The sequence below is a fragment of the Streptomyces sp. NBC_00354 genome (genome assembly GCF_036106915.1).
In the GTDB taxonomy this organism is placed as follows: Bacteria; Actinomycetota; Actinomycetes; order Streptomycetales; family Streptomycetaceae; genus Streptomyces.
Genome location: NZ_CP107983.1, coordinates 5513693 through 5529271, shown reverse-complemented (window position 1 = coordinate 5529271; position 15579 = coordinate 5513693). Strand labels below are relative to the sequence as shown.

General features: G+C 74.2%; 13 protein-coding genes. 5 read left to right on the top strand and 8 right to left on the bottom strand.

What is annotated here, in order from left to right:
- Positions 1–29 precede the first annotated feature (29 nt).
- The 4 genes from OHT74_RS25300 to OHT74_RS25285 all read right to left on the bottom strand — a co-directional run bounded on the left by OHT74_RS25300 (position 30) and on the right by OHT74_RS25285 (position 4234).
- A complete protein-coding gene (locus OHT74_RS25300; protein WP_266667017.1) occupies positions 30–929 on the bottom strand; it encodes a LysR family transcriptional regulator in 900 nt (299 codons plus the stop codon).
- A gap of 10 nt (positions 930–939) precedes the next feature.
- Positions 940–1866: a DMT family transporter gene (locus OHT74_RS25295; protein WP_443047533.1), complete on the bottom strand. Its 927-nt coding sequence runs from the start codon at positions 1864–1866 to the stop codon at positions 940–942.
- 53 nt (positions 1867–1919) lie between these two features.
- Entirely contained in the window at positions 1920–2861 is a 942-nt protein-coding gene (locus tag OHT74_RS25290) for an EamA family transporter (protein ID WP_328621486.1), read from the bottom strand.
- 83 nt (positions 2862–2944) lie between these two features.
- Positions 2945–4234, bottom strand: coding sequence for an MFS transporter (locus OHT74_RS25285; RefSeq protein WP_328621485.1), 1290 nt, complete (start codon positions 4232–4234; stop codon positions 2945–2947).
- A 110-nt stretch (positions 4235–4344) separates the two neighbouring features.
- Here OHT74_RS25285 and OHT74_RS25280 point away from each other — a divergent pair, with 110 nt between their 5' ends.
- Complete coding sequence (locus OHT74_RS25280) at positions 4345–4848, top strand: MarR family winged helix-turn-helix transcriptional regulator (protein WP_266667011.1); 504 nt, start codon at positions 4345–4347, stop codon at positions 4846–4848.
- A 134-nt stretch (positions 4849–4982) separates the two neighbouring features.
- On the opposite strand, the gene OHT74_RS25275 is transcribed toward OHT74_RS25280, so the two are convergent.
- The 3 genes from OHT74_RS25275 to OHT74_RS25265 are packed head-to-tail and all read right to left on the bottom strand — an operon-like array spanning position 4983 to position 7487.
- Positions 4983–5222: a hypothetical protein gene (locus OHT74_RS25275; protein WP_266667009.1), complete on the bottom strand. Its 240-nt coding sequence runs from the start codon at positions 5220–5222 to the stop codon at positions 4983–4985.
- A gap of 20 nt (positions 5223–5242) precedes the next feature.
- Complete coding sequence (locus OHT74_RS25270; protein ID WP_328621484.1) at positions 5243–7237, bottom strand: 4-alpha-glucanotransferase; 1995 nt, start codon at positions 7235–7237, stop codon at positions 5243–5245.
- 22 nt (positions 7238–7259) lie between these two features.
- Complete coding sequence (locus tag OHT74_RS25265; RefSeq protein ID WP_266667005.1) at positions 7260–7487, bottom strand: hypothetical protein; 228 nt, start codon at positions 7485–7487, stop codon at positions 7260–7262.
- A gap of 211 nt (positions 7488–7698) precedes the next feature.
- Here OHT74_RS25265 and OHT74_RS25260 point away from each other — a divergent pair, with 211 nt between their 5' ends.
- Positions 7699–10782, top strand: coding sequence for a beta-N-acetylglucosaminidase domain-containing protein (locus tag OHT74_RS25260; protein WP_328621483.1), 3084 nt, complete (start codon positions 7699–7701; stop codon positions 10780–10782).
- A gap of 34 nt (positions 10783–10816) precedes the next feature.
- Here OHT74_RS25260 and OHT74_RS25255 read toward each other — a convergent pair whose 3' ends face one another.
- Complete coding sequence (locus tag OHT74_RS25255; RefSeq protein WP_266667001.1) at positions 10817–11353, bottom strand: HNH endonuclease; 537 nt, start codon at positions 11351–11353, stop codon at positions 10817–10819.
- 297 nt (positions 11354–11650) lie between these two features.
- Here OHT74_RS25255 and OHT74_RS25250 point away from each other — a divergent pair, with 297 nt between their 5' ends.
- The 3 genes from OHT74_RS25250 (at position 11651) to OHT74_RS25240 (ending at position 15577) form a co-directional block, all read left to right on the top strand.
- Positions 11651–12742, top strand: coding sequence for a mechanosensitive ion channel family protein (locus OHT74_RS25250; protein WP_328621482.1), 1092 nt, complete (start codon positions 11651–11653; stop codon positions 12740–12742).
- 141 nt (positions 12743–12883) lie between these two features.
- Complete coding sequence (locus tag OHT74_RS25245; protein ID WP_328621481.1) at positions 12884–14092, top strand: ROK family transcriptional regulator; 1209 nt, start codon at positions 12884–12886, stop codon at positions 14090–14092.
- 150 nt (positions 14093–14242) lie between these two features.
- Complete coding sequence (locus OHT74_RS25240; protein ID WP_328621480.1) at positions 14243–15577, top strand: ABC transporter substrate-binding protein; 1335 nt, start codon at positions 14243–14245, stop codon at positions 15575–15577.
- Positions 15578–15579: the final 2 nt, after the last annotated feature.

Below are 15579 nucleotides of genomic sequence, written 5' to 3'. Positions count from 1 at the left end.
CCGGGCTCCGCGCAGCGGGGCCCGAAGGGCTAAGGGCTGTCCGCGGCTTCGCGGAGAGCGGCCAGTGCATGGGCCACCGCCGGCGCGGATTCCGAGCCCCGGCGCGTGGCCGCGATGACGTGCCGGGTCGGGCGGTCATGGGTCAGGACCCGCACCGTCACCCCCGAGGCCCGGCTCGACACCATGCGCGGGACCAGCGCCACGCCCATCCCGGCCTCCACCATCGCCAGGATCGCGGTCCAGCCGGATGCCGAGTGCGCCTGTTCCGGGACGAAGCCGGCCGCCTCGCAGGCATTGCGGGCGATCTCCTGCCACGGCCCGCTGCCCCCGTAGATCCACGGATCGCCGGACAGGTCCGCCAGCCGCAGGACCGCCGCCGCCGCCAGCGGATGCCCCGGCGGCAGCGCGACGTCGAGCGGGTCCTCCATCAGCGTCAGCCGGGTGAACCGCGGGTCCCGGGCGGTAGGGGCGTGCGCCGCCAGAGAGAGGGCCAGGTCGACCGCCCCGGCCGACAGCAGCTCGTACGACTCCGCCGCCTCGGTCTCCCGTACCCGCACCTCCACCCCCGGGTGGCTCCGCCGCAGCGCCGCCACCGCCGGGACCACCAGCACCGGCACGGCGGTGGAGAACGCCCCGATCCGGACCTCCCCCGCATCCCCGGCCAGGTACCCGGCCAGCTCGGCGTCCGCCCGCTCCAGCTGCGCGAACACCGCCTCCGCATGGCGCAGTACGAGGTGCGCGGCATCCGTGAGCCGGACCCGGCGCCCCTGCGCCTCCAGCAGCGGAACCCCCAACTGCCGTGCGAGATTGGTCAGCTGCTGCGAAACGGCCGAGGGCGTCATGTGCAGCGCCTCGGCCGTCGCGGTCACGGTCCCCCGGTCTGCCAGGGTCCGCAGGATCCGCAGCTTCTTGATGTCCCACTCGGTCATGGGGCCGAACCTACCGCCGGGCTCCCAGGCTCACGCCGCCGAGGATCAGCGCCATGCAGAGCAGCTGCGCCGGGCCCGTCCGCTCGTCCAGCAGCAGGAGGCCGAGGCCGGCGACGCACACCGGCTGGATGTAGTAGACGACTCCCGCCCGGGCCGCGCCGATCAGCGAGATGGCCTTGTTCCAGGCGAAGAAGGCGACCGCGGAGGACATGACGCCGACGTAGAGCAGCATGCCGCCGGTGCCCGCGGTGACCTCGAAGCCGCCCTGGACGGTGACGGACACGGCGTACGCGGGGGCCAGCATCAGCGCGCCGATCACGAAGGTGGTGATCAGGAAGGCCAGTCCGCCGAGTTCGGCGGGCTTGCGCTTGAGCAGTGCGCTGTACGTGGCGAACGACAGGGCGGCGGCGAACATCCACAGGTCGCCGGCCCCGAAGTCGAAGCCGAGCGAGCCGTCCCCGACGAGCAGCAGCACGCCGAACGCGGCGAACAGCAGTCCGACGGTGCGCCGGGCGCCGAGCCGTTCGCCGCCGAGGCGGGCGTACAGCGCCATGACGACCGGCGAGGCGGCCATGATCATGCCCATGTTGGAGGCGGAGGTGGTCAGTCCGGCCTGGTGCACGAGCGTGTTGTACAGGGCGACGCCGAACAGCGAGGCGAGGGCGATGAAGCCGAGGTGCCGGCGGATCAGCTCCCGCTGCTGCCAGGCCTGCCGGGCCGCGAAGGGGGCCACGGCGAGGGCGGCGATGATCCAGCGCCAGAACACGGCCTGGACGGGCGGGACGGCGTCGGCCATCCCCCGGGTGGCGACGAAGCTGCCGGACCAGACGACCGTGGCGACCAGGGCGAGGAGTACGCCGAGTCCGGCGGACCCCTTCTTCACCTGGATGCCCGGCTTGTGCTGCGCAACGGTACGGACCCGGTCCATGACGGCCACGGTGTATCTCCCCCTCGGGTGCTGGTCCGACGGTCCGTCCGTCCGACGCGGGTCTACCGTCGCACCGGGCCATCCGTCAGGTCCATCGAAATGTTTCGATGATTCTGTTCAGCAGAACTGAACGATTCTTCGGAGGCGGGGGCGGGGGCGGCGAACAGCTGGCCCGCGACGGTGGCGCCGAAGGCGACCCCCATGCCCACCAGCTGCACGGGCGACAGCGCCTGCCCGAGGGCCGCCCAGCCGATGACGGCCGCGCTGAGCGGGGAGAGCGGGCCGAGCAGGGTGACCGAGGTGGCGGTGAGCCGGCCGATGCCGCGGAACCAGAGCCAGTACGCGATACCGGTGTTGATCAGCATCATGTAGCCGTAGCCGAGGAGGGCGTTGCCGTCGAGCGCGGGCGGCGCCCCCTCGATCAGGGCCGCGACGGGGATGATGACCAGCCCGCCCGCGGTGAGCTGCCAGCCGGCCACGGCCAGCGGGCCGACCCCGTCCGGGCGCCCCCAGCGCTTGGTCATGACCGTGCCCGCAGCCATGGAGGCGGAGGAGACGACACCGGCGACGATGCCGACGAGGTCCAGCCGGGCCTCGGCGGTCAGGACGACCATGCTCACGCCGAACGCCCCCGCGACGGCGGCGAGGACGGTCCGCAGCCGCGCCCGCTCCCCCAGGACGAGGGCGGCGAGTCCGACGACGAACAGCGGGCCGGCGGAGCCGAGGACGGCCGCCACCCCGCCGGGCAGCCGGTACGCGGAGAGGAACAGCAGCGGGAAGAAGGCACCGATGTTGAGCGTGCCCAGGACGGCGGACTTCCACCACCACTGCCCGCTCGGGAGTCTGCGGGACAGGGCCGTGAGCAGCAGCCCGGCGGGCAGGGCCCGCATCACCGCGGTGAACAGGGGCCGGTCGGGCGGAAGCAGTTCGGTGGTCACGGCGTAGGTCGAGCCCCAGGAGACCGGGGCGAGTGCGGTCAGGGCGACGGTGGCGAGACGGTTCATGACAGGGGACTCCTCGGGCGGGCGGGTGAGGAACTCGGGACGGGGCGGAGCCGGACCACCGGCAGACGGCTCAGGCAGGCGGCTCAGGCAGCCGGGGCCTGCGCCTCGGCGGCCGGGGTCCGCGCCCCGGCGGCGGCCACCACGACCGGCGGCTGCACGTACACGGCCTCGATCGGCAGCCGCCGCTCGAGCCGGACCAGCGCCAGGGCGGCGCCGCCCGCGGCGGCGGCGAGGACGGCCCAGGGCAGGCGGCCGTCGACGGCGAGCAGGGCGGTGAAGAGGGACGGGGCCAGCGCGGTGGCCAGCGAGTAGGACAGCTGGTAGGTGGCCAGGTAGCGGCCGCGTACGGCTGCCGGGGCGGCGGAGACCGACAGGGCCCCGCCGGACGGGCTGTGCACGAGCTCGCCGAGCGTGTAGACGACGACGATGGCCAGCAGGGCGACCAGGGTCGCGGTCCGCCCGGGGCGCAGGGTGCCGAGCACGATCTGCCCGACGAAGGCGGCGGCGAAGAGCAGTGCGCCGAGGGCCGCCGAGCGGGTGCGGCGGGCCCCCGAGCGGCGGACCCGGCTCGCGACGAGCACGCCGATCCCGGCGCACAGGGCGGTGTTGACGGTGAACGCGGCTCCGGTGAGGGAGTCGGGCCCGTGCAGCCAGGTGGCGATGTAGAGCGGGAAGAGCACGGACAGGGCCGCGTAGCCCAGTGCGGTCAGGAAGTTGGCGGCGGTCAGCGCGAGGAAGGGCCGGTCGCGCAGGACCATCCGGTATCCGGCGGGCGGCCGTTCGGCGGTGGCGTCCTGCCCGCCCTGCACCGGGCGGACCCGGCGCACGAGCAGTCCGGCGAGCCCGAAGGCCAGCGCGTTGCCCCAGGCGGTGTACGTGAAGGCGGGCGTCCCCCACAGCGCCAGTACCCCGGAGACGATCAGGGCCCCGGCGCCCATCCCGGCGTTCTGCAGGGCCCGCAGCGAGGCCTGGAGCCGGTCCCGGGCGGCGCCGCGCGCCACCTCCCCGATCAGGGACTGCTGGACGGCGGGGAAGGACCGGTCGGCCAGGGCGGTGACGAGCGCGACGGCGGCGAAGGCGGGCAGCGAGCCGGCGAACGGGTAGAGCGCGAAGCCGAGCGCCCGCAGCGCGTAGAGGACCAGGACGATCCGCCGGGCGCCGAACCGGTCGACGGCCGAGCCGGCCAGCGGCATGAACGCCAGTCCGGCCAGGCCGGTGGCGGTCATGACCACACCGACGAGGGCGAAGGAGAGCCCGGTGACGTGGTGGAAGAAGACGAGCGAGAACGGGATGTACATGCCGATCCCGACCGCGCTGACACCGACGCCGACGAGCAGGGACCGCTCCCCCGCCACCCTTGCTTCCTTGGCCATGGCCATGGCTCCTCCCCCAAGTAGGTTGCTGGGAAGTAGCTTAGCTCTAAGCTACTTTCCGTCAAGCAACTTTCTTGCGAACGATCGGAGGAAGACCGGATACTGCGCGCATGACCGAGGCCAGCAAGGACGCCGTCGACGCGATCATCGACCAGTGGGCTGCAGTACGGCCCGACCTGGAAACCGCCCCCATGGCCGTCTTCGGCCGCATCTACCGGATCGCCCGGGCCATGGGCGATGCGATGGAGAAGGCCTACGCCCGCTACGGGATCTCACGCGGCGAGTTCGACGTCGTCGGCACCCTGCGCCGCTCCGGCGCCCCGTACACGCTCTCGCCGCGCCAGCTGTCGGCCACGCTCATGCTCACGACGGGCGGCATGACCGGGCGCCTGGACAAGCTGGAGAAGGCCGGCCTGCTCTGCCGCAAGCCCGATCCGCACGACCGGCGGGGGCTGCAGGTGACGATCACCGACCGCGGGCTCGCCCTCGTCGACGAGGCCGTCGCCGCCGGCCTGGAAGTGCAGCGCGCCGCGCTCACGGGGCTGGGAGACGAGGAGGTCGCCGTCCTGACCGGCCTGCTCCGCAAGCTGATGTCCGGCGTCCCGACGGCCTAGCGCACATCGAAAGCGCCCGGCCGGCGTCCGGAACGCACAACGGGGCGCCGGGGGTCCGCACCGACGCCGACACGGCGTCGATCTGCGGACCCCCGGCGCCCCGGAAGTCTCTGACGGGTACTACCCCCGCGGGGTCAGCCCTGCGTCTGCGGCTTGTCCGACTTGTCGAGGACCATGACGAGGCCCGCGATGATCAGGAACAGCACGATCGGCGTGGCCACGTACAGGCCCAAGGTCTGGGCGACGCTCAGGCCCGGGCCCGGGTCGTCGCCGTCGTCGCGGGTCACCGCGAGCGCGGGAGACGTCATCAGCAGCATCATCAGCGTCGATCCGGCCGTGACGGCGCCGGCGCGCAGAGCGTTCTTCTTGTCCACGGTGCAAACGTAGCGAACACCTAAACGACGCGCGCGCCCGGGGGTGCCGTACGGGCACGCGCCCCCTCCCGCACCGCGCCCAGCAGGGCGTTCGCCCGGGGCGAGGCGGCCAGCGCCTCCAGGGTCAGCGGCCGTCCCGCCGCGTCGGCGACCGGCAGCCGCCAATTGGGGTACTGGTCCCAGGTTCCCGGCAGGTTCTGCGGCCGCCGGTCCCCGACCGCGTCCGGCAGCCATACACCGACCAGCCGGGCGGGGGTGCGCAGCAGGAAGCCGTACAGGGCCCGTACGGCGGCCTCCTCGCCCTTGGTGTCCAGGCCGAGCACCTCCAGCACGTCCAGCCACTGGGCGGTGTCCGCGGCGTCCTGGGCCCGCTCCTGCTCCACCGCTTGGGTCAGCAGGCCGAGCCGGTCGCGCAGTTCCACATGGCCGCCGGCCAGCTTGGCGGCAGTGGGCGGCAGGTCGTGGGTGGTGGCGGTGGCCAGGCAGTCGGCCCGCCAGGCCTCGGGGGCGAGCGGCTGCCCGTCGCCCGCCCAGTCCCGTTCGAACCAGAGCACGGAGGTGCCGAGCACCCCGCGCCGGGCCAGTGCCCGGCGGACCCGCGGCTCCACCGTCCCGAGGTCCTCGCCGATGACCAGGGCCCCGGCCCGGTGGGCCTCGAGCACCAGGACGGCGAGCATCGCCTCACCGTCGTAGGAGACGTACGCGCCGTCGGCGGGCGGGGCGCCCTCCGGGATCCACCAGAGCCGGAACAGGCCCATGACGTGGTCGATGCGCAGGGCGCCGGCGTAGCGGAACACCCCGCGCAGCAGGGCCCGGAACGGCGCGTACCCGGTGGCCTCGAGCCGGTCGGGCCGCCACGGCGGCAGCCCCCAGTCCTGGCCGCGCGCGTTGAAGGCGTCCGGCGGGGCGCCGACGCACACGCCGTTCGCGTAGAGGGGCGGGCCGGAGGTGTCCGAGCCGTTCGGGTGCACCCCGACGGCCAGGTCGTGCACGATGCCGACCGCCATCCCGGCCTCGCGAGCGGTGCTCTGGGCCGCCGCGAGCTGGGTGACCGTCAGCCAGACCAGCCAGCGGTGGAAGTCGGCCCCGCTTCCCGGGTCGTCGCCGGCGTGCCCGGCGCACCACGTGGCGTGCCGGTCCAGCGCCTCGCCCTGCTCGGCGCAGAACTCCCGGTAGGCGGCGTCCCGTTCGGGCGTGCGCGGGACGGCGTACAGCAGTTCCAGGGCGGCGCGCTTGAGTGCCCAGACGGCGTCGCGGTCGATCAGCGCGCCCTTCTCCAGGACCTCGCGGCGCAGCTCCCCGCCCCGGGCGGCGAGTTCGGCGAGGGCGCCCGGATCGGGGCAGTCGGCGTACTCGGGGACGTCCTCGATCCGCAGGTGCACCGGGTCGGGGAAGCGGCGCGTGGAGGGCCGGTACGGGGAGGGGTCGGTCGGGGTTCCGGGCACGGCCGCGTGCAGTGGGTTGACCTGGATGAACCCGACTCCGTGGGTACGGCCGGCCCAGCGGGCGAGCGCGGCCAGGTCGCCGAGGTCACCCATGCCCCAGGAGTGCTCGGAGAGCAGGGAGTACAGCTGGACGAGCAGCCCGTGGGCCCGCTCGGGCGCGGCCGGGGCCCGCTCCGGGGCCACGATCAGGGTGGCGGCCCCGGTGCGGCCGTCCGGAGCCTCGGCGGCGAGCCGGTGCACGCCGAGCGGGAGTCCGGGGCCCCACGCGAGCTCCTCCCCCGTCTCGTCTGCGGCCACCCGCACCCGGGTGCCCGGCGGCAGCCCGGCGGGCTCCGGCGGTACGGGCTCCCCCTGCCAGAGCACCACCGTCCGCGGCAGCAGCCGCTCGGCCGCCTCCCGTACGGCGTCCTCGGCGCACACCCGGACGTCCTCCGCGTCGTCGGCGACGACCCCCAGCAGCCCGAGGAGGGCCTTGACGGTGGCCTCCGGGACCCGGACGGTGACGTCCTCGGCGGGCCGGTAGGTGGTGGCGATGCCGTGCAGGGCCGCGAGCCGGGCGAGGTCGTCCATGTGAATACCTGTGTCCCTGTGTCTAGTCGCCTGCGGCAGCGGCCGCAGCGGGTGGGGTCGGCTCGCTCGTCAGCGGGGCCTCGTCGGTGAGCGGGGGCTCGCTGGTCAGCGGCGCGTGGGCGGCACCGGCGAGCGGGGGCTCGCTGGTGAGGGGTCCTTCGGCGGGCCCGGCCTGCGCGGGCAGGTGGGCGAGCAGCGGGGTGTGCGGCGGGGCGGCGGGGGTGTGCGGGGTGCCGGTTGCGGTGTTCACGCGCGGTTGCTCCTTCATCCGTAAGAGGTGTGAGGGTGGGTCAGGAGTCATGGAACACCGCCGGGAACATCGCAGCCATACCCCGCGGGCAGCGCCGCAATTCCTGCGTATCCAGGTCAGAACGCCCGCCCGCATTGACACTCCGGCCGCACGGGTGGTGGGCTCGGGGTCATTCGTACGGGCGGGTGACGACTCGGGACGGGGAGGCTCCGTGCAGCTCAGGGGCAGGAAGCGGGCGACGGCAGCGGCGGTGGCGGTCATCGGGACGCTGCTGGGCGGCGGGGTGTTCGCCGGTCCGCCCGCCGCGTTCGCGGTGCCGAGCGCGCCGGCCCTCCCGGGACCGGACCCCGCTGCCGGGACCGCGGCCGGACATGCGAACGGACCTGCTGCAGGGCCTGCGACCAGGTCCGCCGCCGCGCCGGGATCCGACCCCGCGACGGGACTGGCTCCTGGGCCCGCGTTCGACCCCGGCTCCGACGCTCCGCGAGCGGCCGCCGAGGGACCGGCCGTGTGGCCGCGGCCGCAGTCGATGACCGCCGACGCCGCGCGCGAGGTCCCGCTGGGCGCCGAGGCCGTGCTGGTGGCGGCGCCGGACGCCGATCCGTACGCGGTCGGGCTGGTCCGCACCGCCCTGCGCGCGGCTGGCGTACGGACCCTGCACGAACCGGCCCCCGGGGCGCCGCTGCCCGAACGGGGCACCGTCGTACGGCTGCAGGGCCCCGACGCGCAGGAGGCCCTGCGGGCGCTGGGCGCGGCCCCGGCGGCGGGGGCTGCGGAGCTGCCGAACGGGGGCTACCGGCTGGCCGTCGGCAAGGCCGCGGGCCGGGACACGGTCGCGCTGGCCGGCGTGGGTGAGGACGGGCTGTTCCACGCGGCGCAGACGCTGCGCCAGCTGCTGGCCCCGGTCGGAGCGGGCGGCGGGAAGGTGCCCGGGGTCGTGGTGCGGGACTGGCCGACCGCGCCCGTACGCGGGATCACCGAGGGGTTCTACGGGCAGCCGTGGACGCAGGACCAGCGGCTCGCACAGCTGGACTTCATGGGCCGGACCAAGCAGAACCGGCTGCTGCTCGCGCCCGGCGACGACCCGTACCGTACGACCGGCTGGCGCGAGGACTACCCGGCGGCGCAGCAGGCGGAGTTCCGGGCCCTGGCCGAGCGGGCCCGCGCCAACCGGGTGGTGCTGGCCTGGGCGGTGGCCCCCGGGCAGTCGATGTGCCTGGCCTCGGCGGCCGACCGGGCGGCGCTGGCGCGCAAGCTGGACGCGATGTGGGACCTGGGCTTCCGGGCGTTCCAGGTGCAGTTCCAGGACGTCAGCTACACCGAGTGGGGCTGCCGGGCGGACCGGGTGCGCTACGGGACGGGCCCGGCGGCGGCCGCGAAGGCGCACGCGGAGGTCGCGGACGAGCTGGCGGCGCACCTCGCCGCGCGGCATCCGGGCGCGGCGCCGCTGTCGCTGATGCCGACGGAGTACCACCAGAAGGGCGCGACCGCGTACCGGACCGCCCTGGCGAGCCGGCTCGACGGGCGGGTGGAGGTCGCCTGGACGGGCGTGGGCGTGGTGCCGCGCTCGATCACCGGGAAGGAACTCGACGGGGCGCGCAGCGCCTTCGGGCAGCACCCGCTCGTCACCATGGACAACTACCCGGTCAACGACTGGGACCCGGGCCGGGTCTTCCTCGGCCCGTACACCGGCCGGGAGCCGGCGGTGGCGGGCGGCTCGGCGGCCCTGCTGGCCAATGCGATGCAGCAGGGCACCCTGGCGCGGATCCCGCTGTTCACGGCCGCCGATTTCGCGTGGAACGCGAACGGCTACCGGCCGGGCGAGTCCTGGGCGGCGGCGGTCTCCGACCTGGCCGGGCCGGACCAGGCCGCCCGCCGGTCCCTGGCCGCGCTGGCCGGGAACACGGCCTCCTCGGGCCTCGGCCACCAGGAGTCGGCGTACCTGCGCCCGCTGGTCGACGAGTTCTGGCGCAGCCGCGGCTCGGGCGACCCGGCGGCCGGTGACCGGCTGCGGGCGGCCTTCACGGCCCTGCGGGAGGCGCCTGCGCGGCTGCCCGGGCTGTCGGCCGAGGCGGGGCCGTGGCTGGCGCGGCTGTCGGCGTACGGAACGGCGGGCGAGCTGGCGGTGGATCTCCTGCGGGCCCAGTCCCGCGGGGACGGGGCGGCGGCGTGGAAGGCCTCGCAGGACCTGTCGGCTGCCCGCAAGGCACTGGCCGAGCCGGGCGCCGCCCGGCTGGACCAGACCGTGCTGGACCCCTTCCTCGCGCAGGCGGTGGCGGAGGCGGACGCGTGGACGGGAGCGGCCCGCCGGCCGGGCACGGTGTCCCAGGAGCGGGACTCGTACACGGTCCGGCTGGACACGGTGCGGCCGGTGTCGGTGGTGACCGTGATGACGGACCCGCTGCCGCCGGGCGTCCGGGGCGCGGCGGTGGAGGCGCATGTGCCGGGCGAGGGCTGGCGCAAGGTCGCGGAGGCCTCGGCGTCGGGCTGGACGCAGGCGGACGTCGGCGGCCTGGGCGCGGACGCGGTACGGCTGTCGTGGGCGGGGCCGGCTCCGGCGGTGCACCAGGTGGTGCCGTGGCTGGCGGACGGGCCCTCGGCCTCGTTCGAGCTGCCGGAGACCGTGGAGGTGGAGATCGGCGGGGCCGCGCAGGTGGTGCCGGGCCGGCTGTCGGCGCTGAGCCCCGGCGGAGTCCGGGGACCGCTCTCGGCGGCGCCGCCGCAGGGGGTCGATGTGAAACTCCCTGCGGAGGCCGCTGCTCCGCGGGGTACGCAGGTCACCGTCCCGGTGTCGGTGACGGTCCCGGCGGGCACCCCGGCGGGCAGCTACCCGGTGCCGGTCACGTTCGCGGGGCAGACCCGGACGCTGACCGTCCGGGCGGTCCCGCGTACGGGCGGGCCGGACCTGTTCCGCTCGGCGCGGGCCTCGTCGTCGGGGGACGAGACCCCGGCGTTCCCGGCCTCGGCGGCGGTGGACGGCTCCCCGACCACGCGCTGGTCGTCCAAGCCGGTCGACGGCGCATGGTGGCAGGCGGAGCTCCCGGCGGCGGCCCGGATCGGCAAGCTGGTCCTGCACTGGCAGGAGGCGTACCCGTCGGCGTACCGGGTGGAGACCTCCCCGGACGGCGTCACCTGGCACCCGGCGGCGACGGTCCCGGCATCCCGCGGCGGCCTGGAGACGGTCCGTCTGGACGCGTCGGCCCCGGCCCGCTTCGTCCGCGTCACCTGCGAGAAGCGCGCAACCCGGTTCGGCTGCAGCCTCTTCGCGGCGGAGGCCTACGCGGTCGCCCCGTAGCCCCGGCCGGGGGCCGGGGCTACGGGGCGAGGAGTCAGGAGGCTGCCGCGCCGATGCGGTCCAGGGCGTCCTCCGCGCCGTACGGCTGGAGGTACGGCATCCAGCGCGGATCCCGGTGGCCCGTGCCGATGATCCGCCAGGCCAGCCCCGACGGCGGAGCCGGCTGGTGCCGCAGCCGCCAGCCCAGCTCCAGCAGGTGCCGGTCCGCCTTGACGTGGTTGCACCGCCGGCATGCGGCGACCACGTTGTCCCATGCGTGCTGCCCACCCCGGCTGCGCGGGATCACGTGGTCGACGCTCGTGGCGACCCCGCCGCAGTACATGCAGCGGCCGCCGTCGCGGGCGAACAGCGCGCGGCGGGTGAGTGGAACGGGCCCCCGGTAGGGGACCCGCACGAAGCGCTTGAGCCGGACCACGCTGGGCGCGGGGACGACTCTCGTCGCGCTGTGCAGAAAGGCGCCGGATTCCTCCAGGGAGACAGCTTTGTTCTCCAGTACGAGGACGAGCGCGCGGCGGAGCGGTACGACGCCGAGCGGCTCGTACGACGCATTGAGGACCAGGACGTGCGGCACGGACTGCCTCCTTGTACGTCGGCGGCGCGTGGCTCGCGCCGGGACGATCTGCTCTCCAGTCTCTCCTTACGGCTGGTCGAAGCGCCACCACGCGCCCGTAACGGGTCCGAGGTGTTTTCAACCACACCCGGTTCATCCCCAGGTGAGTCTGGTCTCTCCCTCGAACACGGCAACGGGGTCACACGAATGCCCCGTTAGTGTGGTTGGTCTGTCCCGCACACCCGCACACCCTCCCCCGGACTCCGTCCGGGGGTACCCCCATCCGCGGGCAGACCGCTACACCTGGAGGTTCCCGTCGTGCCCTGGCCTGCCGCCCTGCTGCCCCTGGCTGCCGACAACCCGGACCCGGCCGCTTCGGTCAAGGAAGCCCACGAGAGCGTCACGAACGCCGCCAGTTTCATCGAGGAGAACTGGGCCGGATGGCTGTACCTCGGCCTGAAGATCCTGCTGATCCTGGTGATCGCGGCAGCCCTGCGCTCGCTGGTCCGCAAGTCGCTGACCAAGCTGATAACGCGGATGAACCGGGGCGCCGAGGCCGTTGAGGGCATGGCGCTCGGCGGGCTCCTCGTCAACGCGGAGCGCCGGCGGCAGCGCTCCGAGGCGATCGGTTCGGTCCTGCGTTCGGTCGCTTCCTTCCTGATCCTCGGCACGGCCGGGCTGATGGTGCTCGGCGCCCTGGGCATCAACCTCGGCCCGCTGCTCGCGAGTGCCGGTGTGGCCGGTGTGGCGATCGGTTTCGGTGCGCGGAACCTGGTGACGGACTTCCTGTCCGGCGTGTTCATGATCCTCGAGGACCAGTACGGCGTCGGCGACAAGATCGACGCGGGGGTGGCCTCCGGCGAGGTCGTCGAGGTCGGCCTGCGCGTGACCAAGCTGCGCGGGGACAACGGCGAGATCTGGTACGTCCGCAACGGCGAGATCAAGCGGATCGGCAACCTCAGCCAGGGCTGGGCGACCGCGGGCGTGGCCGTCCAGGTCAAGCCGTCGGAGAGCCTGACCCACGTCCGCGAGGTGGTCAAGCACGTCGCCGACGGCATGGCGAAGGAGTCCCCGTGGGACGAGCGCCTGTGGGGCCCGGTGGAGGTGCTGGGCCTGGACGAGGTACTGCTGGCGTCGATGACGGTGAAGATCTCCGCGAAGACGATGCCGGGCCAGCAGTTCGCCGTGGAGCGCGAGCTGCGCTGGCGGATCAAGGAGGCCTTCGACGAGGCCGGCATCCGGATCATCGGCGGTCTGCCGGCCGCCGACGCCGAGGAGGACGAGGCCCCGGCCGACCCGTCGGCCGCCGTGGCGGCGCCGTCGGCGCTCGCGAACCCGGCTTCCCCGCAGTCCCTGGCCACCGCCCCGATCCCGGCGCCGGCCGCCGGCGGCCCCCGGATCAGCAAGTAGCCCGTTCCCCCTTCTCCCTCACCGCTGCCCCCGCAGGTTCATTTCTGCGGGGGCAGCGGCATTGACACAGCTCAAACACCGATAGGAAACTTACCTAACAGTTCCTGACCACGGCGTGAGCCGATGACGGAGAGAGCGCTCATGACCGGCACCACCCCCGGAACGCCCAGCCTGCTGCGCGTCATGAACGACCGCGCAGCGCTGGACCTGCTGCTGGAGCACGGGCCCCTGTCCCGCACCCGGATCGGCCGGCTCACCGGGCTCTCCAAGCCCACCGCCTCCCAGCTGCTGGCCCGCCTCGAAGCCGCCGGGCTGGTCGTGGCCACCGGCACCGCCGGCGGCCGCCCCGGACCCAACGCCCAGCTGTACGGGGTCAACCCGCGCGCCGCCCACGTCGCCGGACTGGACGTCACCCCGAGCGGCATCGTCGCGGCCGTCGCCGATCTCACCGGCGAGGTGATCGGCAGCCACGAGCTCCCGTACGCCGAGGGCGCCGGGGCCGTCGACCGGGTCACCCGGGCCCTCGGCGGGGCCGTCAAGGACGCCGGGCTCGAGCGGTCCGCCGTCCACCGCGTCGTCATCGCCACCCCGGGATCCTTCGATCCGCACACCGGGGCGCTGCGCTACGCCGAGCACCTGCCCGGCTGGCACTCCCCCACCCTCCTCGAGGAGCTGGCGGCGGCCCTGCCGATGCCGGTCGGGTACGAGAACGACGTGAACCTCGCCGCGGTCGCCGAGCAGCGCCTCGGCGCGGCCCGCGGCCACGGGGACTTCGTCCTGCTGTGGAACGAGGAGGGCCTCGGCGCCGCCCTGGTGCTCGGCGGCCGGCTGCACCGCGGCTGGACCGGCGGCGCGGGCGAGGTCGGGTTCCTGCCCGTGCCGGGCCACCCCCTGGTCCGGCAGGTCACCCGGGTCAACTCCGGCGGCTACCAGGCGCTGGCCGGCGTCGAGGTGGTGCCCGGGATGGCGGCCGCGCTGGGCATCGGGATGCCGCCCGGGGCCGAGGCGGGGACGCCGGTCGCCGCGGCGGTCTCGCTGCTGGCGCGGGCCGCCGGGCATCCCGAGGGGGCGAACCTGCGGCTCCTGCAGCAGTACGCCACCGCGCTGGCCACCGGACTCGCCGCGCTGGTCGCCGTACTGGACCCCGAGATCGTGGTCCTCTCCGGCGCGGTGACCGCCGCCGGCGGGGACGTGCTGCGCGAGCTCGTCGAGGCCGAGCTCGCCGATCTCGCCCCCTCCCGGCCCCGCCTCGTGTCGGGCACGGTGCGCGAGCGGCCCGTACTGCGCGGCGCACTGGAGAGCGCCCTCGCCGCCACCCGCGACGAGGTCTTCGACACCTCGCGCCGCTGACCGGCCCGGCCCGGCCCCCGTACGTACGACCAGCGCCTCCCACCCCTGCCGGCTCCCCCGGCGTCGCCGGCCCCACCCGCGTCACCGAACCCGTCGTCGCACCCCCTGGCACACCTCCGGAAGTTCCTCCTGCAGAGAGCGAGCACCGTCATGCCCAGAAACCGCCGTCTGACCGTCGTGGCCACCGCCGTCGCCGCGATATCCGTCCTGGCCACCGCGTGTACGGGCCAGAGCGGCAACGCGGCCGCCGACGACCCGGACAAGGAGGTCACGCTCAACTTCTGGCACGGCTGGTCCGCGCCGAGCGAGGCCAAGGCGATCGAGGAGAACATCGCCCGGTTCGAGAAGGCGCACCCGAACATCAAGGTCAAGGTCACGGGCAACATGACCGACGACAAGATCAACCAGGCGCTCCGGGCAGGCGGGGACAAGGCCCCCGACGTGGTCTCCTCCTTCACCACCGACAGCGTCGGCAAGTTCTGCAACTCCGGCGCCTTCGCCGACCTGAACCCCTTCCTGCAGAAGTCGGGCGTCGACAAGGCGAAGGTCTTCCCCAAGACCCTGCTGGAGTACACCCAGTTCAACGGCAACCAGTGCACGCTGCCGCTACTGAACGACGCGTACGGCCTCGTCTACAACAAGGACGCCTTCAAGGCCGCGGGCATCACCGAACCGCCCAGGACCTGGAGCCAGTTCACCGAGGTCGCGCAGAAGCTGACCAAGTCCGACGGGGACTCGTACGACCAGCTCGGCATCATGCCGACGTACCACGGCTACGAGACCGTCCCCATGCGCCTGGCCGCGCAGTGGAGCCCGAAGTACTTCGGCGCCGACGGGAAGTCGAACCTGGCCAGGGACCCGGGCTTCGCGAGCATGCTGAGCGCGCAGAAGGACCTGGTTGCCAAGCTCGGCGGCTACGAGAAGCTCGAGAAGTTCCGCAGCACCTTCGGCGACGAGTGGAGCGCCGAGCACCCCTTCCACAAGGGCCGGGTCGCCATGCAGATCGACGGCGAGTGGCGGGCCGCGATGGCCAAGGAGGCCGGGGTCACGTTCGAGATCGGGACCGCGCCGCTGCCGGTGCCGGACGACCAGGTCGCCGACTACGGCAAGGGCTACCTCTCCGGCACGATCATGGGCATCGCCTCGGGCAGCAAGAAGCAGAACGCCTCCTGGGAGCTGGTGAAGTACATGACCACCGACACCGAGGCGGTCGTGGCATTCGCCAACGCCATCCACAACGTGCCCTCCACCCTGGCCGCCCTGGAGTCCCCGAACCTCCAGGTCACACCGGAGTTCAAGACCTTCCTCGACATCGCCCGGCACCCGAAGTCGAACACCACCCCCGCCCAGGCGGACGGCGGCACCTACCAGCTGACCTTCCAGGACCTCGCGTACGCGGTCGAGAAGGGCGACGTCGCCGACATCCCGGCCGGCCTCGCCAAGGCCGACCAGCAGATCGACACGGACATCGCGAAGGCGAAGTAGCC

What these genes read in the sequence shown, in the direction of transcription:
- OHT74_RS25270 (WP_328621484.1), bottom strand. Translation starts at nt 7,237, where the DNA reads ATGGACGACCTCGCCCGGCTCGCGGCCCTGCACGGCATCGCCACCACC.
- OHT74_RS25285 (WP_328621485.1), bottom strand. Translation starts at nt 4,234, where the DNA reads ATGGCCAAGGAAGCAAGGGTGGCGGGGGAGCGGTCCCTGCTCGTCGGC.
- OHT74_RS25280 (WP_266667011.1), top strand. Translation starts at nt 4,345, where the DNA reads ATGACCGAGGCCAGCAAGGACGCCGTCGACGCGATCATCGACCAGTGG.
- OHT74_RS25240 (WP_328621480.1), top strand. Translation starts at nt 14,243, where the DNA reads ATGCCCAGAAACCGCCGTCTGACCGTCGTGGCCACCGCCGTCGCCGCG.
- OHT74_RS25300 (WP_266667017.1), bottom strand. Translation starts at nt 929, where the DNA reads ATGACCGAGTGGGACATCAAGAAGCTGCGGATCCTGCGGACCCTGGCA.
- OHT74_RS25245 (WP_328621481.1), top strand. Translation starts at nt 12,884, where the DNA reads ATGACCGGCACCACCCCCGGAACGCCCAGCCTGCTGCGCGTCATGAAC.
- OHT74_RS25290 (WP_328621486.1), bottom strand. Translation starts at nt 2,861, where the DNA reads ATGAACCGTCTCGCCACCGTCGCCCTGACCGCACTCGCCCCGGTCTCC.